The following is a 20,663-nucleotide window of genomic DNA, read 5'->3' on the forward strand; positions in this document are numbered from 1 at the left end:
GGAACGCGGGGAGCCATGCGTAGCGTTATCCCCGCACCAGCAGCCGCCCCGCCCGATCCACATCGGTTTCGCCGTGGCGCCAGGACATCCGGCCGTTGACCAGCACGAAATCCAGGCCCTTCGACGGGGTCTTCGGCGCCTCGAAAGTGGCGGCGTCGGCGATGCTGTGGGCGTCGAACACCACCAGGTCGGCGGCGTGGCCCTCGCGCACCAGGCCGCGGTCGTGCAGGGCGAAGCGCATCGCCGACAGGCCGGTCATCTTGTGCACCGCCGTCTCCAGCGGGAACAGGCCGAGGTCGCGGCTGTAATGGCCCAGCACGCGCGGGAAGGTGCCCCACAGCCGGGGATGGGGGTGGCTGTCATGCGGCAGGCCGTCCGACCCGATCATGGTCAGCGGGAAGGACAGGATGCGGCGGACATCGGCCTCGTCCATCTGGAAGTAGATGGCGCCGGCCGGGTGCAGCCGCACCGCCGCCTCCTTCTCGGTGCAGCCCCATTCCCGGGCGATGTCGGCGAGGTCGCGGCCCGCCACCTCCGGCTTTGCCTTCGACCACGCCACCATGATGCGGATGTCGCCGGTGACATGGTCGGGGTCCAGCACCGTCGAGCCCGCGGTGTAGGGATAGGCGTCGAGGCCGACCGGCTGGTTTTTGCTGGCCGCCTCGATCACCGGCAGGGTCTCGCGGCTGCGGCCCCAATTGTGGGGACCGGCGCATTTGTGGTGCGAGATCACCACCGGCACCTTGGCGCGGCGGGCGGTGCTGAAGCTCTCCTCCAGCGAATCCAGCACCTTGTCGTGCTCGTTGCGCATGTGGGTGGCGTAGACGCCGCCGCGGTCGGCCAGCAGCTCGGCCAGCGCCACCACCTCGTCGGCATCGGCCGCCGCGTTGGGCTTGTAGTAGAGGCCGGTGGAGAAGCCGATCGCGCCCTGGTCCAGGCTGTCGGCCAGCAGGCGCCGCATCGCGTCGATCTCCGGCGCGCCGGCCTTGCGGTCGAGATCCGGCATGGTGCCGATGCGCAGCGAGGAATGGCCGATCAGCGCCGCGACGTTGATGCCCGGCACCACCTCGCCCAGCCGGGCGCGGTATTCGGCGAAGCTCGCGAACTCATAGGCCGACTGGTCGCCCAGCAGGTTCAGCGGCGGCGGCGGGGCGCCGGTCAGGGTCAGCGGCGACAGGCTGATGCCGCAATTGCCGACCACCACCGTGGTCACGCCCTGACTGATCTTGGGCAGCATGTCCGGGCCGTCGATCACCGCCCGGTCGTCATGGGTGTGCACGTCGATGAAGCCCGGCGCGACGATGCGGCCGGCGACGTCGATGCTCTCCCGCGCCCGGCTGGCCGCGATGCTGCCGGTCGGCGCCACGGCGGCGATGCGGTCGCCCAGGATGGCGACATCGGCCTGCACGCGGGGGGCGCCGGAGCCGTCGATCACGGTGCCGTTGCGGAGCAGGAGGTCGTAAGGGGCACGGTCAGGCATGGGACTTCCCTGGGGCAGAACGCCGGGCAGCGGCGGGAGGACGCGGCGGCGGGCGCATCGCCGCGCCGGCCGGCTCGTCGAGGGTGGGGATCTGGCTGAGGGTGTATTTGATGCGGCGCAGGCTCTCCAGCGCGGCCGGGCCGCGCCGCATGGCAACGCCGGTCGCGACCACGTCGATCACCGCCATATGGGCCAGGCGCGACGCGGTCGGCTTGAAGATGTCGCTGTCCTCCGGCGGCGCCACCGCCAGCAGGATCTCCGCCGCCCGGGCCAGCGGCGTGTCCGGCCGGGTCAGGGCGATGGTGGTGGCGCCGTAGTGCCGGGCGATCTCGACGCTTTCGACCAGGTCGCGGAAGCGGCCGGAATTGCACACCGCCAGCACGCAGTCGCCGGGCCCCAGCGTCGCCGCCGACATGCGCTGCAGCTGGGTGTCGGCGTGGAAGTCGGTCGGCAGGTCGAGCCGGAAGAAGCGGAGATAGGCGTCGTGGCCGACGGCGTGCGAGCCGCCGCCGATGCCGTAGATGTCCAGCCGCCGGGCCTTGGCGATGCCGTCGATCGCCTGGCGCAGCGGCTGGGGGTCGAGCTGGTCGCGCACCACCGTCACCGCCTCGATGACGCTGTCCAGCACCCGGTCGGCCAGCTGGGCGACGTCGTCCGGCGCGCCCTCCTGCGGCCGCCGCTGCAGATAGGGGCTGGCGACGGCGAGGTTCTGCGCCAGCTTGACCTTGAAGTCGCGCACGCTGTCGCAGCCCAGCGCCCGGCAGAAGCGGGTGACCGAGGGCTCGCTGACCTGCGCCCGCCGTGCCAGCTCGGCGATGCTGGCATGGGTGGCCCCACCGGGGTCGGCCAGCACCGCCTCCGCCACCCTCTGCTCCGAGGGCCGCAGCGACGCCTCCATGCGGCGGAGGCGCGAGACGATGTCGACCACATAGGCCATCAGAAGAAGGTCCGGATCGCGCCCGAGACGCGGTAGTCGTCCTCCACCACCATCATCACCTGCCATTTGTCGAAGGTGGTGCAGGGGTGGGAGATGCCGCAGCCGATCAGGTCGCCGACTTGCGGGTCGAAGCCCTCGGGCAGCTTCAGGTAGGCGTGCTGGTCGTTCAGCCCGGTGATCACGGCGCCGGCCGGCACGCGCTGCGGCGCGGCGGTGGAGCCGGCGGGGCGCCACAGCGTCGGGATCGGCAGGTCGATGTCGTAGGAGCAGTCGCGCTTGCCCATGGTCAGGATCGCGAGGCCGGGTTCCGGCCGCGACTGCACCGCGGACCAGACCTCCAGCGCCGGCTCGAGATCGCCATGCCGGCGCCAGTCGGCCGGGATGCGGCGGACGACATGTTCGAACAGCCGGGTGTACTGGCCGGAATCATGGGTCAGGTAGCAGCCGCTGCGGATCACCACCTGGACTTGGCGCGACAGCCGGACTTCGGAGAGCTTGCGGGCGACGATGTCGTAATAGGCGGAGCCGCCGGCGCTGAGCAGCACCGTGCCGTCGCCGAACAGCCCGGCCCGGTCGACCTCCGCCGCCACGGCCGCGAGGTCGTCCAGGAAGGCGGCCACGGCGATCTCGTCGGCCGCCGCGTCCTGGGTCACCACCAGGCCCTCATAGCCCTCGACCCCGCGCAAAGCGAGGCCCGGGCGGCCGGCGGTGGCGCGGGCCACTTCCAGAGCCTCGGCGGCCGTGCGGCAGCCGGTGCGGCGGCCTACCATGCCGAGCTCGACCAGCAGGCCCAGCTTCCGGCCCGGCGGCGTCACGCGGGCGGCCTCGGCCAGCCGCTCGACCCCGGCGACGGAATCGACCAGGCAGAAGGCCTCGAGCGCCGGGTCGGCGGCCAGGGCCGCCAGCACCGACCGCATCGCCGCCGCGTCGACCAGCTGGTTGGCCACCAGGATCCGCTTGACCCCGAAGCGGCGGCACACCTCGAACTGCTGGGCGGTGGCGACGGTGATGCCCCAGGAGCCGTTGGCGAGCTGCAGGTCGAACAGCTGCGGGCTCATCGTCGTCTTGCCGTGCGGCGCCAGGGCGACCCCGGTCTCGGCCAGGATGTCGCGCATCCAGCGGGCGTTGCGCTCGATCACCGACCGCTTCAGCACCGCCTGGGGGAAGGGCAGGTCGCCGGCCAGCGCGTTCCAGCCCTGGTCGCCGACAGCGCGGAACGGGATCGGCTGCAGCCCGGGCGGCAGGCCCTTGGTGGCGCCGTCGATGGCTGAGTCGAGGATCGGGTCGAGGTCGAGGACGGAGGCTTGCATCGTCGGGTCCTTCACAACCGCCGGCCGGAGGCGGCATCGAACAGGTGGGTGTGGGCGATGAGGGGGGTGAGGGGCACGACGTCGCCCGGCACCACCCGGCGGCGGCCGTGGATCACCGCGGCGACGCGGGTGCCGGCCAGGCTGCCGTAGAGATGGGTCTCGGCTCCGGTGGGCTCGACCAGGTCGATGGTCACCGGCACGCCGTTGCCGTCCTCGGCCAGGCTGAAATGCTCCGGCCGGACGCCGAGCAGCACCGGCTGGTCGTGCTCAGCCGCGCGGTCGGGGGCGGGCAGGCGGGTGCCGTCCGGCGACTCGACCACCGCGCCGCCGCTGTCGCGCCGGTAGCGCCCGGGCAGGAAGCTCATGGCCGGCGAGCCGAGGAAGCCGGCGACGAAGACATTGGCCGGCAGGTCGTAGAGGTCGAGCGGCACGCCCTGCTGCTCGATCCGTCCGCCATTCATCACCACGATGCGGTCGGCCAGGGTCATCGCCTCGATCTGGTCGTGGGTGACGTAGACGATGGTGGTGCCCAGCCGGCGGTGCAGCGCCTTGATCTCGGTGCGCATCTGCACCCGCAGCTTGGCGTCGAGGTTGGACAGCGGCTCGTCGAACAGGAACACGGCGGGGTCGCGCACGATGGCCCGGCCCATGGCGACGCGCTGGCGCTGGCCGCCGGACAGCTGCTTCGGCAGCCGTTCGAGATAGTCGAACAGGTTGAGGATCCCGGCCGCCTTGCCGACCTTGGCCTCGATCTCCGGCTTCGGTTCGCCGCGCAGCTTCGGGCCATAGGCGATGTTCTGCCGGGCGGTCATGTGCGGGTATAGGGCGTAGGACTGGAACACCATGGCGATGTTCCGCTTCTGCGGCGGCACCTCGTTGGCGCGGGTGCCGGCGATCGTCAACTCGCCGCCGGAGATGGTCTCCAGCCCCGCGATCATGCGCAGCAGGGTGGACTTGCCGCAGCCGGACGGGCCGACCAGGACGACGAATTCGCCATCGGCGATGTCGAGGTCGACGCCATGGACCACCTGCGCCTCGCCGTAGCGCTTCACCACCCCGCGCAGGCCGACCGTCGCCATGGTTCAGAACTCCTCCCGCATCAGAACTCTTCCCCCTATTAGAACTCTTCCAGCGTCAGTTCGCCCGCCATCACCCGGTTGCCGGCGGTCAGCCCGCCATCGACCGGCAGCATCGCCCCGGTGATGAAGCCGGCCAGATCGTCCGAGGCCAGGAAGGCCACGGCCTTGGCGATGTCGGACGGTTCGGCCACCCGTTGCAGCGGATACCATTTGCGCAGGGACTCGAAGATCTCCGGCTTCTTGTCGATCCGCGCCTGCCAGATCGGGGTGCGCACCGTGCCCGGGCAGATCACATTGGCGCGGATGCCGAAGGGCCCGTACTCCACCGCCAGGGCCTTGGTATAGCTGATCAGACCGGCCTTGGCCGCGCTGTAGGCCGGGTGGCCCAGCGCCAGCAGGGCGTTGACGCTGCTGATGTTGACGATGCTGCCGCGGGCCTGGGCCTTCATACCGTCGATCACCGCGGCGATGACGTGGTAGGGGCCGTCCAGGTTCAGCTCGATGTCGGCGTGCCAGCTGTCGATGGTGGTCGATGCCAGGGTGCCGCGGTCGCCGCCGCCGGCGTTGTTGACCACGATGTCGACCGGGCCGGTCCTGGCAACGGCCGCCTCGATCGCCGCCCGGGTCTCCGCGGCGTCGCGCAGGTCGGCCGGCGCGGCAGCGGCCTTGATACCCGCCTCGGCCAGTGCCGCGACCCGCGCGTCCAGCGCCGCCGCATCGCGGTCGGACAGGATCAGCGTCGCGCCGGCCTTGGCGAACTGGTCGACGATGGCGCCGCCGATGCCGCCCAGAGCGCCGGTGACGAGGACGGTCCGGTCGGCAAAGCGGGTCATCTCAAGGTCTTTCCGGCGGTGGCGGCGTGGGGTGGCAGCGCGATGGTATCGCACTGTTTGAAACTTACAAGACGGGTGTCATCCGCGTGCGCTGCAGCATGGGCCGTGGTGCGCCGCACAGGCAGGTGTGGCGAAAATTCCAGGCTCATCGCCGAATAATGAACAAGGCGATCCCGCAGCCACTTCCGAATTGCGTCCCAACGATGATTGTAAGAGAGTTACATCCAGGGACGGTTCCGGCGAAAAGCCGGTCGCGGCCGCCCCACGCCGGCCTCACCCCGGAGGCGGTTCCCAAGTGCGATCGTGCGGCCGTGGCGCCGCCGAAACAGGAGGCTCTTCATGCAGCATGCGCTCCGGTCCGTGCTCCTCGGCGCGGGCGCGTCCATCCTGGCGGCCTTGGCCGTCGCCGCCCCGGCCCTGGCCGCCGAGGTTCGGGTGACCGTCGCCGAATACAGCTCGAAGACCGGTCCCTATTTCGAGGACGCCGCCAAGGCGTTCGAGGCCGCCAACCCCGGCACCGACATCAAGATCGAGGTCGTGCCCTGGGATGTGCTGCAGCAGAAGCTGACCACCGACATCTCCGGCAACGCCAATGCCGACCTCGCCATCATCGGCACCCGCTGGCTGGTCGATTTCGTGCAGCAGGGCGTGGTCACGCCGCTCGACAGCTATATGAACGATGCCTTCAAGGCGCGGTTCATCCCGACCTTCTTCGCGCCCGGCGTGCTGGACGGCAAGACCTACGGCCTGCCGATCGCGTCCTCCGCCCGCGCCATGTATTACAACAAGGAGCTGTTCGAGAAGGCCGGCATCGCCGCGCCGCCCGCGACCTGGGACGAGCTGGTCGCCGACGCGACGAAGATCAAGGCGCTGGGTCTCAAGGACACCTATGGCTTCGGCCTGCAGGGCAAGGAGATCGAGACCGACGTCTATTTCTACTATGCGATGTGGAGCTTCGGCGGCGACATCGTCGGCGCCGACGGCAAGAGCGGCGTCGACAGCCCGGCCGCGGTCAAGGCCGCGACCCTGTACAAGCAGATGATCGACGACGGGCTGACCGAGCCGGGCGTCACCGCCTACAACCGCGAGGACGTGCAGAACCTGTTCAAGCAGGGCCGCATCGGCATGATGTTCACCGCCCCGTTCCTGGCCAGCCAGATCAAGACCGAGGCGCCGAACCTGCAATACGGCGTCGCACCGGTGCCGAAGGGCACCACCTCGGCCACCTATGCCGTCACCGATTCGATCGTGATGTTCGACAATTCCAAGGTGAAGGACGAGGCGTGGAAGTTCCTCGACTTCCTGTTCCAGAACGACTGGCGCGAGAAGTTCACGGTCAATGAGGGCTTCCTGACCGAGAACCAGGCGGTGGCCAAACTGCCGTACTTCGCCGACGACCCGAACCTCAAGGTCTTCACCGCCATGCTGCCGAGCGCCAAGTTCGCGCCGACCATCGCCGGGTGGGAGGAGATCGCCGACGCCACCGGCCGGGCGATGCAGAAGATCTATCTCGGCGAGGCCAAGCCGGAGGAGGCGCTGAAGGCCGCCGCCGACCAGGCCAACGGCGTGCTGGGGGCGAAGTAGAACTCCGACCGCTCGCGTTGCGCTCAGGGGCGCAACAGACTCATCCCCGTCATCCCCGCGAAAGCGGGGATCTCTTTCCGGCCCGCTCTTCCGGGATGGCGCGAGATTCCCGCTTTCGCGGGAATGACGGGAAAATGGATAGCGACGAGGCATCCCACCACCCATGACCGCCCCGCTGGCCACGCGGCTGCCCGGCCTGACGCCGATCCTGCTGATCCTGCCCAGCTTCGGGCTGGCGGCGTTCATCATCGCCTATCCGGTCTGGGACCTGCTGACCGTCGCCACGCATCAGGTCAACCGCTTCGGCCAGCTGCGCGACTTCACCGGGCTGATCAATCTCGGCAATGTCCTGGCCGACCCGCTGTTCCTCGGCACATTGTGGCGGACCCTGGTGTGGACCGGGTCGGTGGTGTTCGGCACGGTGCTGGTGTCGGTGCCGGTGGCGCTGATCCTGAACCAGGACTTTTACGGCCGCGGCGCGGCGCGGGTGATCGTGATGCTGCCCTGGTCGGTGTCGCTGACCATGATGGCGATCGTCTGGCGCTGGGCGCTGAACGGCGAATCCGGCCTCTTGAACCTGACGCTGCAGGATCTCGGCCTGATCGACCAGAAGGTGGTGTGGCTGGCCTCGGCCGCCACCGCCTTCCCGGTGCAGATCCTGATCGGGATTCTCGTGTCCGTGCCGTTCACGGTGACGATCTTCCTCGGCGGGCTGTCGGCGATCCCGACCGACATCTACGAGGCCGCGTCGGCCGACGGCGCCTCGACCTGGCAGCAGTTCAGCACCCTGACCCTGCCGCTGATGCGCCCCTTCATCAACATGGCGGTGGTGCTGAACATCATCTACGTCTTCAACTCCTTCCCGATCATCTGGGTGCTGACCGGGGGCGGGCCGTCGGATTCGACCCAGATCCTGGTCACCTACCTCTACAAGCTGGCCTTCACGCTGGGGAAGATGGGCGAGGCGGCGTCGATCTCGCTGATCATGTTCGCCATCCTGCTGGTCTTCACCCTGATCTATCTGCGCATGGCGATGAGGGGCGAACGCGATGCTTAGGCGGAGCCTTCTCTGCTGGCTGGCGCTGTCGCCGCTGGTCGTCGTGGTGCTGTTCCCCTTCGCGGTGATGATCGCGACCGCGCTGAAGCCGGCGGCGGAGGTGCTCTCCGCCGACCCGTCCTGGCTGCCCAGCCGCATCGCCTGGGAGAATTTCGTCACGATGTGGCAGGCGACCGATTTCGGCACCGCCCTGCTGAACAGCCTCTACGCAGCCACCCTCTCGACCGTGCTGGCGCTGGCGGTCAGCATCCCCGCCGCCTATGCCATGTCGCGCTATCGTTTCCCGGGACAGGGGCTGTACCGCGACTTCCTGCTGGTCACCCAGATGCTGTCGCCGATCGTGCTGGTCATCGGGCTGTTCCGGCTGGTCGCCTGGCTCGGCCTCGTCGGGTCGGTCGATTCGCTGGTGCTGGTCTATGCCGGCTTCAACATCGCCTTCGCCGTCTGGATGCTGCAGAGCTATTTTGCCACCATCCCGCTGGATCTGGAGGAGGCGGCATGGCTGGAGGGCGCGTCGCGCTTCCGCACCGTGGTCCGGGTGTTCCTGCCGCTGGCGGCGCCGGCCGTGGTGGTGACCGCGATCTTCACCTTCATCAACGCCTGGAACGAATTCGCGGTCGCGCTCAGCCTGCTGCGGGCGCCGGAGACGCACACCCTGCCGATCAAGATTTTCTCGCTGGTCGCCGGCCGCTATACGATCGAATGGCACCATGTCATGGCCGCGACCTTCCTGGCGACGGTTCCCGTCGCCATCGTGTTCGCCTGGCTGCAGCGCTATCTGGTGCGGGGACTCGCCCTCGGCGCCGTCAAGTAGGAACCATCATGAGCAAGCGTGAGCATTTCGGAACCACCGTCACCGGCGCCGGCGGGCAGAAGCTGCCCTTCTCCAAGGCGGTGCGGGCCGGGGATTTCGTCTACGTCTCGGGCCAGGTGCCGTTCGACGAGAACGGCGTGGTCGTGGCCGGCGGGATCGAGATCCAGACCCACCAGACCATGAAGAATGTCGAGGCGGCGCTGGCGCTGGCCGGCTGCACCCTGGCCGACGTGATCAAGGTCACGGCCTGGCTGGACGACACCCGCGACTTCGCCGCCTTCAACCGCACCTATGACAGCTATTTCACCGGCGACCGCCCGGCGCGGTCCTGCGTCCGCGCCGACATGATGATCGACTGCAAGGTCGAGATCGAAGCGATCGCCTTCAAACCATTGAGCTGACGCGCGGCGTAACGGGGACCGGCCGCTCGCCCTGCACCATGGTGCGGTACAGCAGCCGGTCCTGGCCGTCATAGTCGTTGACGGCGTAGTGCAGGGTGCAGCGGTTGTCCCAGATCGCCAGGTCGTGCGCGGTCCAGCGCAGCCGGCAGGTGAATTCCGGCCGGATGGCGTGGGCGTAGAGGAAGTCGAGCAGCGGCTTGCTCTCCTCCGCCGTCATGCCGTCGAAGCGCTGGGTGTAGATCGAGTTGATGAACAGCGCCTTGCGCCCGGTGCCGGGATGGACGCGCACCACGGGGTGGGGGATCTCGCGGTCCGCCTCGGGCCGGTTGCGCTCGATGCCGATCGAGCGCGAGACCGCGACATTGCCGGGAATGCCGCCGGTGCCGTAGGGCTTGCCGGAATGCAGGGCGTCGAGCCCGTCGAGCAGCCGCTTCATGCCGTCCGACAGCGCGTCATAGGCGGCATACATGTTGGCGAACAGCGTATCGCCGCCATGGGTCGGCACGTGGCTGGCATAGAGCAGCGAGGCCATCGGCGGCTGGTCGAGGAAGCTGAAATCCGAATGCCAGGCGTTGCCGAAGGTGCTGACCTTGCGCTCGTCCGCCGCCTTCTTCACCGCGACGACATCCGGGTGCTCGTCCATGTGCTTGATGTAGGGCGCCCGGCTGATCGGCCCGAAGCGCCGGCTCAGCGCCACCAGACCCTCCGGCGCCAGTTCCAGGCCGTGCAGATGGATCACCAGGTGATCGTGCAGGGCCTGGCGGATCGCGGCGAAGCTGTCGTCGTCGACCGGGCCGGTGAGATCGATGTCGGCGCCGAGCGACCCGGCCATCGGCCGGATCTCGACGCGTGCGCGGGGGGTGCTCATGGTCGCAGTATAGGCACCCGATTCGGCATCCCGGAAGGTCCGGCATGACGCAGATGAAGGCGCGCGGCCACTATTCCCTTTTCTGTCATTGCCCGGCTTGACCGGGCAATCCAGGGGCCACCAAGAGCCGCTCCGGCCGCCCCTGGATGCCACGGTCAAGCCGTGGCATGACAAACAGAAACAGGCCGAAGCCGAGCCGGCCTCGACCTACGCCTGTTCCTGCGCCCGGATCGCATCCAGCCCGTCCCGATAGCCCGGATAGGTCAGCGTGACGCCGAGCTCGTCACGGATCCGGTCGACCGTCAGCCGTTTGCACTCGGCGTAGAATTCCCGGCCCAGGGGCGACAGGCCGGAGTCCTCGAACGGCACCAGCGGCGGCGGGTCGATGCCGAGCAGCTGGCAGGCGTATTCGATCGGGTCGTTCGGGCTGGACGGGTGGCCGTCGGCGACGTTGTAGACCGCCCCGGCGCGCGGCCGGCGCATCGAGGCCAACAGGACGCTGCCGATGTCGTCGACATGGATGCGGTTGAACACCTGGCCCGGCTTGTCGATCCGCCGGGCCCGGCCGCGCCGCAGCTGGTCGAAGGCGCTGCGCCCGGGCCCGTAGATGCCGGCCAGGCGGAACACCTGCACCGGCACGCCGGTGTCCTGGAACGCTGCGAACCAGGCGCGTTCGGCCTCCAGCCGCTTCCAGCCGCGCGGCGAGCCGGGGGCGGGGGCGGCGGTCTCGTCGATCCAGGCGCCGTCGCGGTCGCCGTAGACGGCCGGGGTCGAGAGGTAGCCGACCCAGCGCAGCTCCGGCAGCGCCTTCAGCGTCTCCGCCAGCGCCGGCACCGCCGGATCGCCCGATTCCTCCGGCGAGATCGACTGCACCAGATGGGTGGTCCCGGCCAGCAATGCGGGGTCGAGCGGCCGGTCCGGGCCGAAGGCGTGGGCGTCGAAGCCCTCGGCCCGCAGCTGCGCCAGCCGGTCGGGGTCGCGGGTGGTGCCGGCGACCTGCCAGCCCAGGTCGCGCAGGCGCCGCGCCAGCCGCGTCATGCTGTAGCCGAGGCCGAAGACCAACAGTCTTCCGGGTCGCAGTTCATCCATCGCGTGTCGCGTCGCCTGTTGCATCCGAGGGGATCGCTATAGCAATGTGCCGGCCAGGACGTCGACGGTGCGTCCTGCGACGCCCCCGGGATGCTTGATGCAACGGGGTTTCTTCGGACGGATAGATCCAAGCGATATCCGCGCGTGCCGCCCACCGTCCGCTGCCGGGATTCGTCCCGGTCGTGCCGGCATGGCGTGGGGCCAGGAGGCATGATGGCGGGCAAGCTGGGTGTGATGATCTGCGGCCATGGCAGCCGGGACCAGGGGGCGGTGGACGAATTCGCCGCCGTCTCGCTGCAGCTGCGCCGGCGCCTGCCGCAATACGAGGTCGATTACGGCTATCTCGAATTCGCCCGGCCGATCATCCGCGACGGGCTGGACCGGTTGCAGGCCAAGGGCGTGACCGAGGTGCTGGCGATTCCCGGCATGCTGTTCGCCGCCGGCCACGCCAAGAACGACATCCCCTCGGTGCTGAACACCTACCAGGCCCAGAACCCCGGCCTGACCATCCGCTACGGCCGCGAACTCGGCATCGACGTGAAGATGCTGCGCGCCGCCGGCGAGCGGGTGCAGGAGGCGGTGGAGATCGCCGATGCAAGGCGTGACGACGGGCCGGTGCCGCTGCACCAGACCATGCTGGTGGTGGTCGGCCGCGGCGCGTCGGACCCGGACGCCAACTCCAACGTCGCCAAGGTCATGCGGATGCTGTGGGAGGGCATCGGCTTCGGCTGGGGCGAGACCGCCTATTCCGGCGTGACCTTCCCGCTGGTCGAGCCGGCGCTGGAGCATGCGGCCAAGCTGGGCTATCGCCGCATCGTGGTGTTCCCGTATTTCCTGTTCACCGGCATCCTGGTCGACCGGATCTACGACGCCACCGACACGGTGGCCGCGCGCCATCCGGGGATCGAATTCGTCAAGGCGCGCTACCTCAACGACCATCCGCTGGTGCTGGCGACGCTGGAGGATCGCATCGGCGAGATCCTGGACGGCACCGGCAACATGAACTGCCAGATGTGCAAGTACCGGATGCAGGTGCTGGGCTTCGAGGCCGAGGTCGGCCTGCCGCAGGAAAGCCACCACCACCATGTCGAGGGCATCGCCGGCGGCCCGGCGCATGAGCATGGCCATGACCACGGGCACGACCATCACCACCACGGCGATCACGGCCATCCTCACGATCACGCGCACGGCCATGATCACGATCACGGGCATCGCCACGATCATGGGCACAGCCATGACCACGGGCACAGCCATGGGCACGATCACGGCCACCACCACCATCCCTATCCCCATGCCGACCACCCGCTGGGGCCGAAGAGCCTGAAGAAGGCCGGGTGAGGGCAGGGATGGCGCGGTCTTCCTACATCCCCGGCGACGAACCGCTGCCCCTGCTCGACGAGATCGAGAAGCGGCGCGGCCTCGCTTTGTCGTCGGGGGAAGAGACGGCGGGCGCGGGCCCGTCCCGTCGTTACGACTATCTCCGCGACCCCGACGCGATCTACCGCCAGTCCTTCGCCACCATCCGGGCCGAGGCGCGGCTGGAGCGCTTCCCGCCCGATGTCGCCGAGATCGCCATCCGTGTGGTCCATGCCTGCGGCATGGTCGAGGTGGTCGACGACCTGGTCTTCGACCCCGATGTCGCGGCGCGCGGCCGGGCCGCTTTTGCAGCCGGTGCGCCGGTGCTGGCGGATTGCCGCATGGTCGAGGCCGGCATCATCCGCGCCCGGCTGCCGGCCGGGAACGAGGTGGTCTCGTTGATCGGCGATCCCTCGCTGCCCGACCTGGCGCGCCGCCTCGGCACCACCCGCTCCGCGGCGATGGTCGAGCTGTGGCGCGACCGGCTGGACGGCGCGGTGGTGGCGATCGGCAATGCGCCGACGGCCCTGTTCCGGCTGCTGGAGCTGCTGGCCGACGGCGCACCGAAGCCGGCCGCGATCCTGGGCTTCCCGGTCGGCTTCGTCGGCGCCGCCGAATCCAAGGCGGCGCTGGCCGACAGCGGCCTCGGCGTGCCGTTCCTGACCCTGCCCGGCCGGCGCGGCGGCAGCGCCATGGCCTCGGCCGCGGTCAACGCTTTGGCGCGGGACGGCATCTGATGGTCCCATGGCTGAGCGTCATCGGCATCGGCGAGGACGGGCTGGACGGCCTGGCGCCCATCGCCCGCGCCCTTTACGACAGCGCCGAGATCGTGGTCGGCGGCAAGCGACACCTGGAGATGGTGCCCGAGGATGGCCGCCGCCGGATTCCCTGGCCGCCGCAGCTGCTGGCGCTGGTGCCGGAGATCGAGGCGCTGCGCGGCCGCCGGGTGTGCGTGCTGGCCAGCGGCGACCCGATGTGCTTCGGCGTCGGCGTCACCCTGTCGCGCCGCATCCCGATCGCCGAGATGGTGGTGGTGCCGGCGCCCTCCGCCTTCAGCCTGGCCTGCGCCCGGCTGGGCTGGCCGCTGGTCGAAGTGCGCATGGTGACGCTGCACGGCCGGCCGCTGGAACTGGCGGTGCCGCATCTGCAGCCCGGCGCCAGGCTGCTGGTGCTCAGCGCCGACCGCACCACGCCGGGCCGGCTGGCCGGCCTGCTGCGCGACAGCGGCTGGGGCGGCAGCGGCTTCACCGTGCTGGAGCGGATGGGCGGGCCGGGCGAGCGTACCACCCACGCCACCGCCGCAACCTGGGATGGGCAGGAGGTCGACGACCTCAACACCATCGCAATCGACTGCGTCGCCGGGCCGGGGACGCGCATCTTCCCGACCGTGCCGGGGCTGCCGGACGACGCCTTCGCCCATGACGGCCAGCTGACCAAGCGCGAGGTCCGGGCGATGACCCTGGCGGCGCTGGCGCCGTCGCCCGGCCAGATGCTGTGGGATGTCGGCGCCGGCTGCGGCTCCATCGCCATCGAATGGATGCGCTGCGATCCGCGCAGCCGGGCCGTGGCGATCGAGCGCGACGACAGCCGCCTCGCCCTGATCGCGCAGAATGCGGCGGCGCTGGGCACGCCGTTCCTGAAGATCGTGCGCGGCGCGGCGCCGGCCGCGCTGGCGGGAGACCTGCCGCGGCCCGATGCGGTGTTCATCGGCGGCGGCATCACCGGGGAGGGCGTGGTCGAGGCCTGCTGGGCGGCGCTGCCGCCGGGCGGACGGCTGGTGGCCAATGTGGTGACGGCGGAGGGCGAGGCCGCGGTGGTCGGCCACCACGCCCGGCTGGGCGGCAGCCTGAGCCGCATCGCCGTGTCGCGGGCCGAGCCGATCGGCGGCTATCACGGCTGGCGGCCGCTGATGCCGGTGACGCAATGGGCGGCGGTGAAGCCGTGGGGGGCGGCATGACCGGCACCCTCTATGGCCTCGGCGTCGGGCCGGGCGATCCGGAGCTGGTCACGCTGAAGGCGCTGCGGCTGCTGCGCGCGGCGCCGGTTGTGGCCTACCCGGCGCCGGATGTCGGCGACAGCTTCGCCCGGGCGATCGTGGCGCCACATCTGCCGGGCGGGCAGGTGGAGATCGCCATCCGCGTGCCGATGCGGGTCGATCCCGCCCCGGCCCAGGCGGTCTACGATGCCGCGGCGGTGGAGATCGGCGGCCATCTCGAGGCCGGGCGCGACGTGGCGGTGCTGTGCGAGGGCGACCCGTTCTTCTACGGCTCGTTCATGTATCTGTTCGGCCGGCTGGCGGAGCGCCACCGGGTCGAGGTGGTGCCCGGCGTCTCGTCGCTCACCGCCTGTGCCGCCGCCATCGGGCTGCCGCTGGCCGCCCGCAACGACGTGCTGACGGTTCTGCCGGCGCCGCTGCCGGTGGAGGAACTGCGGCCGCGGCTCCTCGCTGCCGAAGCGGTGGCGATCATGAAGCTCGGGCGTCACTTCAAAAAGATATCGCAATTGCTTGAAGAAACTGGATTGTATCGCGATGCCCACTATGTCGAGCGGGCGACGCTCGGGCATCAGCGGGTGCTGCCATTGGCCGAGGTCGACCCCGAGACCGTGCCGTATTTCTCGATGATCCTGGCGCATCGGCGCGGGGCGGCGTGGCGATGACGGCGCTGATCACCCTGACCGCGGGCGGACTCGAAATCGCTCGACGTCTCAAGCCGTTGTTGCCCGATGCTGCGATCCACGCGCCGTCCTGCCGCGTCACCGGCGCGGATGTCGCCTTCGACAAGCTGGCCGACCATCTGCGCACCCTGTTCCAGGCGGGGGAGCCGATCATCGGCCTGTGCGCCGCGGGGGCGCTGATCCGCATCCTGGCGCCGCTGCTGGCCGACAAGCGCACTGAGCCGGCGGTGCTGGCGGTGGCGGAGGATGGCAGCGCGGTGGTGCCGCTGCTGGGCGGCCATCACGGCGCCAACGACCTGGCGCGGCAGGTGGCGCAGGCGCTGGGCATCGCCCCGGCCATCACCACCGCCGGGGATCTGCGCTTCGGCGTGGCGCTGGACGATCCGCCGGCCGGCTGGCGCCTGTCGGAAGCCAGCGATTACAAGGGTTTCATGGCCGATCTTCTGGGCGGCCAGACCGTCCGCATTGACGGCGACCTGCCCTGGTTGGCGGAAGCTGAACTCCCGCTCGACCCGGCTGCGCACAAGGCGATCGTCGCCAGCACCCGAGCCTTGCCGGCCGATCCCGACCGACTGGTGTTCCATCCGGCGACGCTGGCGATCGGTGTCGGCTGCGAGCGCGGGGCCGAGGCGGCGGAGATCGAGGCGCTGATCCGCGACACCCTGGCCGAGGCCGGGCTGGCCCTGGAGGCGGTGGCGGCGCTGGTCACGGTCGACCTCAAGGCCGACGAGGCCGGGCTGCAGGCGGCGGCGCAGGCGCTGGGCCTGCCGTTGCGCGTGTTCGACCCGGCGACGCTGGAGGCCGAGACGCCACGCCTCGCCAACCCGTCCGAGGTGGTGTTCCGCGAGATCGGCTGCCATGGCGTGGCCGAGGCGGCGGCGCTGGCCGCGGCCGGCCCTGGCGGCCGCCTCATCGTCGAGAAACACAAGTCACGCCGCGCCACCTGCGCCGTGGCCGAAACACCTGATATTCTCGACCCGGATCGCATCGGCCGCCGCCGCGGCACGCTGGCGCTGATCGGCATGGGTCCGGGCCGGGCGGATTGGCGGGCGCCGGAGGCCGACCGGCTGATCGCCCGGGCCACCGACCTCGTCGGCTACAGCCTCTATATCGACCTGCTCGGCCCGGCCGCGGCCGGCAAGACCCGGCACGACTACAAGCTGGGCGAGGAGGAGCTGCGGGTGCGCGCGGCGCTGGACCTGGCGGCGGAGGGGCGGGATGTCGCCCTGATCTGCTCCGGCGATGCCGGCATCTACGCCATGGGCAGCCTGCTGTGGGAGCTGGTCGAACGCGGCGGCCGGCCGGATTGGCGCCGGGTCGAGATCACCACCGTGCCCGGCATCTCGGCGATGCAGGCGGCGGCGGCCCGGATCGGCGCGCCGCTGGGCCATGATTTCTGCACCATCTCGCTGTCCGACCTGATGACGCCCTGGCCGGCGATCGAGAAGCGGATCGCGGCGGCGGGGCAGGGCGATTTCGTCGTCGCCTTCTACAACCCGGTGTCGCAGCGCCGGCGCAGCCAGCTGGCCCGCGCCCGCGAGATCCTGCTGGCCCATCGCCCGGCGGCGACGCCGGTGGTGCTGGGCCGCAATCTCGGCCGCGAGGGCGAGACCCTGACCGTGACCACGCTGGGCGAGCTGACGGTCGACATGGTCGACATGCTGACCCTGGTGCTGGTCGGGTCCTCGGAAAGCCGGGCGCTGGTGCTCGGCGACGGCACCCCGCGCGTCTACACGCCGCGCGGCTATGGCGACAAGCCGGAGGCGCAGCGGGCATGAGACTGCTCTCAATTCGTCATTGCGAGCCCCGCAGGGGCGCGGCAATCCATGCCAGACGGCGCCGTCTGCGTCTCGACGCGATGGATTGCTTCGCTGCGCTCGCAATGACGAAGGGGGAATGGGACGGGCAGCTCCAAACCTCATCAGCCCTCCTCCAAGGATCGCCGTCATGACCGTGCATTTCATCGGCGCCGGCCCCGGCGACCCCGACCTGCTGACGCTGCGCGGCCGCGACCTGATCGCCCGCTGCCCGGTCTGCCTCTATGCCGGGTCGCTGGTGCCGGAGGCGGTGGTGGCGCATGCGCCGGCGGAGGCACGGGTGGTCGACACCGCGCCGCTGCATCTCGACCAGATCATGGCCGAGATCGAGGCCGCCCATGCCGCGGGCCAGGACGTCGCCCGGGTGCATTCCGGCGACCCGTCGCTGTATGGCGCCATAGCGGAACAGATCCGCCGGCTGAAGGCGCTGGGCATTCCCTACACCATCACCCCCGGCGTGCCGGCCTTCGCCGCTGCTGCCGCGGTGCTGGGAACCGAGCTGACGCTGCCCGATGTCAGCCAGACCGTGATCCTGACCCGGACCACGATGAAGGCCTCGGCCATGCCGCTGGGCGAGGAGCTGGAGACGCTCGGCCAGTCCGGCGCGACGCTGGCGATCCATCTGTCGATCCGCAACATCCCGGCCATCCGCCGGGCGCTGGAGCCGCGCTACGGCGCCGACTGCCCCGTCGTGGTGATCTACCGCGCCACCTGGCCGGACCAGCAGATCATCCGCGGCACCCTGGGCGATATCGGCGCCAAGGTGCGGGCGGCCAAGATCACCCGCACCGCGCTGATCCTGGTCGGCCGGGTGCTGGGCGACACCGACTTCACCGACAGCGCCCTCTACGACCCGGCGCATGTCCACGTGCTGCGCCCGAAGCGCGCCAAGAAGACCGTTTCCGTATCCTGACCGAAGGGGGATTTCCGATGCGATTTGCCAAGACCGCCGCTCTCGCCGTTCTCGCCACGCTGCTGCCGGTGGCGGCCTATGCCCATCCCGGCCATGACGTCTCCGGTTTCACCGCCGGGTTCGCGCACCCGCTGTCCGGCCTCGACCATATCCTCGCCATGGTGGCGGTCGGCATCTGGGCCGGCCAGGTCGGCGGCCGCTACATCTGGCAGGCGCCGCTGGCCTTCCTGGCGCTGATGGCGCTGGGCGGCCTCGCCGGCATCGAAGGGCTGGGCCTGCCGATGGTGGAGATCGGCATCGCCGGGTCGATCGTGGTGTTCGGCGCGATGATCGCGCTGGCGGTGCGGCCGGTGGCCTGGATCGGCATGGCGGTGACCGGGGTGTTCGCCGTGTTCCACGGCTACGCCCATGGCGCCGAGATGCACCCCGACGCCTCGGCCCTGACCTATGGCGTCGGCTTCATGGTGGCGACGGCGATCCTGCACGGCGCCGGCATCGGCGTGGCGCTGGGCCTCAACCGGCTGCGCTTCGCCCGGGTCGAGCGCGCGCTGGGCGCGGCGATCGCCGTGGCCGGCGTCGTCATCGCAGCCGGTTAAGCGCCTGCCAGCCAGTCCAGCGCCCCGGCGATGTCGGTCACGGCTGAAGCCGCCGGCAGCGCCGGGCGCCGGATCATGACCACCGGGATCGCCGCCTCGCGCGCCGCCGTCAGCTTCGCCGCGGTGGCGTCGCCGCCGGCATTCTTGGCGACCACGGCGCGGATGCCGTGGCGCGCGATCAGGGTGCGCTCGCCATCCAGCGTGAACGGGCCGCGCTCGCTCAGCAGCAGGCAATCCGCCGGCAGATCCTGCGGCGCCGGCGGCTCGATCGAGCGCAGCACGAAGCGCAACCCAGCACAGCGTTGGAACGGCGCCACCTCCTGCCGGCCCAAGGTCAGCAGCACGGCAGCGCCGGCCGGCAGCGCCGAGGCCAGCCAGTCGGCGGCCTCGGCCGCATCCGCCACGTCGATCCAGCGGTCGCCCGCCACCGCAACCCAGGCCGGCCGCTCGATGCGCAGCAAGGGCAGGCCGAGCTGGGCACAGGCGGCGACGGCATTGGCCGACATGGTGGCAGCGAAGGGATGGGTGGCGTCGATCACCCGGTCGATGCGTTCGGCCTGCAGATACGCCGCCAGCCCGTCGACCCCGCCGAAGCCGCCGGTGCGCGCCGCGCCGGGCAGCGCGGCCGGTGCCCGGGTGCGACCGGCCAGCGAGGTGGTGACGTCCCAGCCGCCCGCCTCGGCCAGCGCACGGGCCAGCGCCGCCGCCTCGGTGGTGCCCCCGAGGATCAGCAGGCGCCTACCAGCCATCGGCCGCCCCCACCAGCCCGCCCTGGCGGTCGAACACCAGGATCTCGATCGCGACGCCGCTGCCCTCGACCACGGCCTGCGCGGTGGCCTGCGCCCGGCGTGCCACCAGATCGGCCAGCTTGATGCCGGCGGCACCGGCCAGATCCAGCACCTGCTTGGCCGTGTTCGCCCGGCGCGCCTGCTCGACCAGGCCGGCATCGGCGCCGGCCTCGGCCAGCCGGTCGCCCAGCCAGTCGAAATCGACCTCGCTGCGGCCGGAATGCAGGTCCAGGAAGCCCTGCGCCAGCTTGGTCAGCTTGGCGAAGCCGCCGCCGATGGTCAGGCGCGGGATCGGATGCGCCCTGAGGTATTTCAGCAGCCCGCCGGCGAAATCGCCCATGTCGAGCAGCGCGTTCTCGGACAACCCGTAGCGCGCGACCACGGCTGCTTCCGAGGTCGACCCGGTGCAGCCGGCGACATGGCCCAGGCCGAGGGCCCGGGCGACATCGATGCCGCGATGGATCGAATGGATCCAGGCGGCGCAGGAGAACGGCACGACCACGCCGGTGGTGCCCAGCACCGACAGCCCGCCGAGGATGCCGAGCCGCGGGTTCCAGGTCTTCTGCGCCAGCTTGTCGCCGTCCGGGATCGAGATCTCGATCACCAGATCGCCGGCGTCGCCATGTTCGGCGGCGATCCGCGCCACCACCTCCGACATCATCCGGCGCGGCACCGGGTTGATCGCCGGCTCGCCGGGCGGGATCGGCAGGCCGGGCAGGGTGACCATGCCGACCCCCGGGCCGGCCTTGAAGCGGACGCCGGAACCGGCCTCGCCGCGCCGCACTTCGGAGACGACGAGGGCGCCATGGGTCACATCGGGATCGTCGCCCGCATCCTTGATGATGCCGGCCCGCGCCCAGCTGGGGCCGAGCCCTTCCAGCGCCAGGGCGAAGGCGGGCGTCTCCCCGCGCGGCAGGGCGATCGTCACCGGGTCCGGGAAGCGTCCGGTCAGCAGCGCGGTATAGGCGGCGGCGGTCGCGGCGGTGGCGCAGGCCCCGGTGGTCCAGCCGCGCCGCAACGGCCCCCCCTCGGGTGTCTGGGCAGGTTTGCGGGCCATGATGGATT

Annotated in this window: 20 protein-coding genes; 11 read left to right on the forward strand and 9 right to left on the reverse strand. The window is 70.6% G+C overall.

Features of this window, described 5'->3' with window-relative positions; all coding sequences use genetic code 11:
* Positions 1 to 25 precede the first annotated feature (25 nt).
* The 5 genes from E9232_RS19390 to E9232_RS19410 are packed head-to-tail and all read right to left on the reverse strand — an operon-like array spanning position 26 to position 5,639.
* Positions 26 to 1,480 carry an N-acyl-D-amino-acid deacylase family protein gene (locus tag E9232_RS19390; protein ID WP_309796505.1) on the reverse strand — a complete coding sequence of 485 codons (1,455 nt, stop codon included), beginning with the start codon at positions 1,478 to 1,480 and terminating at the stop codon, positions 26 to 28.
* Positions 1,473 to 2,417, reverse strand: a complete 945-nt coding sequence (locus tag E9232_RS19395; RefSeq protein WP_309796507.1) for an SIS domain-containing protein — start codon at positions 2,415 to 2,417, stop codon at positions 1,473 to 1,475. Before E9232_RS19395 ends, E9232_RS19390 begins: the two co-directional genes overlap by 8 nt.
* On the reverse strand, positions 2,417 to 3,727 hold the full coding sequence (locus tag E9232_RS19400; RefSeq protein ID WP_309796509.1) for an amino acid deaminase: 1,311 nt from the start codon (positions 3,725 to 3,727) through the stop codon (positions 2,417 to 2,419). Before E9232_RS19400 ends, E9232_RS19395 begins: the two co-directional genes overlap by 1 nt.
* 11 nt (positions 3,728 to 3,738) lie before the next feature.
* The gene (locus tag E9232_RS19405) at positions 3,739 to 4,806 is read right to left on the reverse strand and encodes an ABC transporter ATP-binding protein (protein ID WP_309796512.1); all 1,068 of its coding nucleotides are present in this window, start codon (positions 4,804 to 4,806) and stop codon (positions 3,739 to 3,741) included.
* Between the two features lie 38 nt (positions 4,807 to 4,844).
* The gene (locus tag E9232_RS19410; RefSeq protein ID WP_309796514.1) at positions 4,845 to 5,639 is read right to left on the reverse strand and encodes an SDR family oxidoreductase; all 795 of its coding nucleotides are present in this window, start codon (positions 5,637 to 5,639) and stop codon (positions 4,845 to 4,847) included.
* Positions 5,640 to 5,978: 339 nt separating this feature from the next.
* On the opposite strand from E9232_RS19410, the gene E9232_RS19415 reads away from it, so the two are divergent.
* The 4 genes from E9232_RS19415 to E9232_RS19430 all read left to right on the forward strand — a co-directional run bounded on the left by E9232_RS19415 (position 5,979) and on the right by E9232_RS19430 (position 9,495).
* Complete coding sequence (locus E9232_RS19415; protein WP_309796518.1) at positions 5,979 to 7,223, forward strand: ABC transporter substrate-binding protein; 1,245 nt, start codon at positions 5,979 to 5,981, stop codon at positions 7,221 to 7,223.
* A gap of 163 nt (positions 7,224 to 7,386) precedes the next feature.
* Positions 7,387 to 8,280: a carbohydrate ABC transporter permease gene (locus E9232_RS19420; protein ID WP_309796519.1), complete on the forward strand. Its 894-nt coding sequence runs from the start codon at positions 7,387 to 7,389 to the stop codon at positions 8,278 to 8,280.
* Positions 8,273 to 9,094 carry a carbohydrate ABC transporter permease gene (locus E9232_RS19425; RefSeq protein ID WP_309796521.1) on the forward strand — a complete coding sequence of 274 codons (822 nt, stop codon included), beginning with the start codon at positions 8,273 to 8,275 and terminating at the stop codon, positions 9,092 to 9,094. The genes E9232_RS19420 and E9232_RS19425 overlap by 8 nt, the downstream gene beginning before the upstream one ends.
* Positions 9,095 to 9,102: 8 nt before the next feature.
* Positions 9,103 to 9,495 carry a RidA family protein gene (locus tag E9232_RS19430; RefSeq protein WP_309796523.1) on the forward strand — a complete coding sequence of 131 codons (393 nt, stop codon included), beginning with the start codon at positions 9,103 to 9,105 and terminating at the stop codon, positions 9,493 to 9,495.
* Here the strand turns inward: E9232_RS19430 and E9232_RS19435 are convergent.
* Positions 9,479 to 10,363, reverse strand: a complete 885-nt coding sequence (locus E9232_RS19435; protein WP_309796527.1) for a TauD/TfdA dioxygenase family protein — start codon at positions 10,361 to 10,363, stop codon at positions 9,479 to 9,481. The two genes, E9232_RS19430 and E9232_RS19435, sit on opposite strands and share 17 nt — an antisense overlap.
* Before the next feature lie 207 nt (positions 10,364 to 10,570).
* Entirely contained in the window at positions 10,571 to 11,425 is an 855-nt protein-coding gene (locus tag E9232_RS19440) for an SDR family oxidoreductase (RefSeq protein WP_309796529.1), read from the reverse strand.
* 240 nt (positions 11,426 to 11,665) lie between these two features.
* On the opposite strand from E9232_RS19440, the gene E9232_RS19445 reads away from it, so the two are divergent.
* The 7 genes from E9232_RS19445 (at position 11,666) to E9232_RS19475 (ending at position 18,810) form a co-directional block, all read left to right on the forward strand.
* The gene (locus tag E9232_RS19445; protein WP_309796532.1) at positions 11,666 to 12,790 is read left to right on the forward strand and encodes a sirohydrochlorin chelatase; all 1,125 of its coding nucleotides are present in this window, start codon (positions 11,666 to 11,668) and stop codon (positions 12,788 to 12,790) included.
* A gap of 8 nt (positions 12,791 to 12,798) precedes the next feature.
* Positions 12,799 to 13,545, forward strand: coding sequence for a precorrin-8X methylmutase (locus E9232_RS19450; protein ID WP_309796534.1), 747 nt, complete (start codon positions 12,799 to 12,801; stop codon positions 13,543 to 13,545).
* The gene (gene cbiE / locus E9232_RS19455) at positions 13,545 to 14,765 is read left to right on the forward strand and encodes a precorrin-6y C5,15-methyltransferase (decarboxylating) subunit CbiE (protein ID WP_309796536.1); all 1,221 of its coding nucleotides are present in this window, start codon (positions 13,545 to 13,547) and stop codon (positions 14,763 to 14,765) included. The genes E9232_RS19450 and cbiE overlap by 1 nt, the downstream gene beginning before the upstream one ends.
* Positions 14,762 to 15,466 carry a precorrin-2 C(20)-methyltransferase gene (gene cobI / locus E9232_RS19460; protein WP_309796537.1) on the forward strand — a complete coding sequence of 235 codons (705 nt, stop codon included), beginning with the start codon at positions 14,762 to 14,764 and terminating at the stop codon, positions 15,464 to 15,466. Before cbiE ends, cobI begins: the two co-directional genes overlap by 4 nt.
* Positions 15,463 to 17,262 carry a precorrin-3B C(17)-methyltransferase gene (cobJ, locus tag E9232_RS19465; protein WP_309796539.1) on the forward strand — a complete coding sequence of 600 codons (1,800 nt, stop codon included), beginning with the start codon at positions 15,463 to 15,465 and terminating at the stop codon, positions 17,260 to 17,262. The genes cobI and cobJ overlap by 4 nt, the downstream gene beginning before the upstream one ends.
* A gap of 169 nt (positions 17,263 to 17,431) precedes the next feature.
* Entirely contained in the window at positions 17,432 to 18,214 is a 783-nt protein-coding gene (gene cobM / locus E9232_RS19470) for a precorrin-4 C(11)-methyltransferase (protein WP_309796541.1), read from the forward strand.
* Between the two features lie 17 nt (positions 18,215 to 18,231).
* Positions 18,232 to 18,810 carry a HupE/UreJ family protein gene (locus E9232_RS19475; RefSeq protein WP_309796543.1) on the forward strand — a complete coding sequence of 193 codons (579 nt, stop codon included), beginning with the start codon at positions 18,232 to 18,234 and terminating at the stop codon, positions 18,808 to 18,810.
* On the opposite strand, the gene E9232_RS19480 is transcribed toward E9232_RS19475, so the two are convergent.
* Together E9232_RS19480 and E9232_RS19485 are read right to left on the reverse strand one after the other, a co-directional pair.
* Entirely contained in the window at positions 18,807 to 19,559 is a 753-nt protein-coding gene (locus tag E9232_RS19480; RefSeq protein ID WP_309796545.1) for a cobalt-precorrin-6A reductase, read from the reverse strand. The genes E9232_RS19475 and E9232_RS19480 overlap by 4 nt on opposite strands.
* Positions 19,549 to 20,655 carry a cobalt-precorrin-5B (C(1))-methyltransferase gene (locus tag E9232_RS19485; protein ID WP_309796547.1) on the reverse strand — a complete coding sequence of 369 codons (1,107 nt, stop codon included), beginning with the start codon at positions 20,653 to 20,655 and terminating at the stop codon, positions 19,549 to 19,551. Before E9232_RS19485 ends, E9232_RS19480 begins: the two co-directional genes overlap by 11 nt.
* Between the last annotated feature and the right edge of the window lie 8 nt (positions 20,656 to 20,663).

This window comes from Inquilinus ginsengisoli, assembly GCF_031453975.1.
Taxonomy (GTDB): domain Bacteria; phylum Pseudomonadota; class Alphaproteobacteria; order DSM-16000; family Inquilinaceae; genus Inquilinus; species Inquilinus ginsengisoli_A.

Excerpts from the sequence above, each read along its gene's own strand:
- E9232_RS19390 (WP_309796505.1), bottom strand. The coding sequence starts at position 1,480 with ATGCCTGACCGTGCCCCTTACGACCTCCTGCTCCGCAACGGCACCGTG.
- E9232_RS19395 (WP_309796507.1), bottom strand. The coding sequence starts at position 2,417 with ATGGCCTATGTGGTCGACATCGTCTCGCGCCTCCGCCGCATGGAGGCG.
- E9232_RS19400 (WP_309796509.1), bottom strand. The coding sequence starts at position 3,727 with ATGCAAGCCTCCGTCCTCGACCTCGACCCGATCCTCGACTCAGCCATC.
- E9232_RS19405 (WP_309796512.1), bottom strand. The coding sequence starts at position 4,806 with ATGGCGACGGTCGGCCTGCGCGGGGTGGTGAAGCGCTACGGCGAGGCG.
- E9232_RS19410 (WP_309796514.1), bottom strand. The coding sequence starts at position 5,639 with ATGACCCGCTTTGCCGACCGGACCGTCCTCGTCACCGGCGCTCTGGGC.
- E9232_RS19415 (WP_309796518.1), top strand. The coding sequence starts at position 5,979 with ATGCAGCATGCGCTCCGGTCCGTGCTCCTCGGCGCGGGCGCGTCCATC.
- E9232_RS19420 (WP_309796519.1), top strand. The coding sequence starts at position 7,387 with ATGACCGCCCCGCTGGCCACGCGGCTGCCCGGCCTGACGCCGATCCTG.
- E9232_RS19425 (WP_309796521.1), top strand. The coding sequence starts at position 8,273 with ATGCTTAGGCGGAGCCTTCTCTGCTGGCTGGCGCTGTCGCCGCTGGTC.
- E9232_RS19430 (WP_309796523.1), top strand. The coding sequence starts at position 9,103 with ATGAGCAAGCGTGAGCATTTCGGAACCACCGTCACCGGCGCCGGCGGG.
- E9232_RS19435 (WP_309796527.1), bottom strand. The coding sequence starts at position 10,363 with ATGAGCACCCCCCGCGCACGCGTCGAGATCCGGCCGATGGCCGGGTCG.
- E9232_RS19445 (WP_309796532.1), top strand. The coding sequence starts at position 11,666 with ATGGCGGGCAAGCTGGGTGTGATGATCTGCGGCCATGGCAGCCGGGAC.
- E9232_RS19450 (WP_309796534.1), top strand. The coding sequence starts at position 12,799 with ATGGCGCGGTCTTCCTACATCCCCGGCGACGAACCGCTGCCCCTGCTC.
- cbiE (WP_309796536.1), top strand. The coding sequence starts at position 13,545 with ATGGTCCCATGGCTGAGCGTCATCGGCATCGGCGAGGACGGGCTGGAC.
- cobI (WP_309796537.1), top strand. The coding sequence starts at position 14,762 with ATGACCGGCACCCTCTATGGCCTCGGCGTCGGGCCGGGCGATCCGGAG.
- cobJ (WP_309796539.1), top strand. The coding sequence starts at position 15,463 with ATGACGGCGCTGATCACCCTGACCGCGGGCGGACTCGAAATCGCTCGA.
- cobM (WP_309796541.1), top strand. The coding sequence starts at position 17,432 with ATGACCGTGCATTTCATCGGCGCCGGCCCCGGCGACCCCGACCTGCTG.
- E9232_RS19475 (WP_309796543.1), top strand. The coding sequence starts at position 18,232 with ATGCGATTTGCCAAGACCGCCGCTCTCGCCGTTCTCGCCACGCTGCTG.
- E9232_RS19480 (WP_309796545.1), bottom strand. The coding sequence starts at position 19,559 with ATGGCTGGTAGGCGCCTGCTGATCCTCGGGGGCACCACCGAGGCGGCG.
- E9232_RS19485 (WP_309796547.1), bottom strand. The coding sequence starts at position 20,655 with ATGGCCCGCAAACCTGCCCAGACACCCGAGGGGGGGCCGTTGCGGCGC.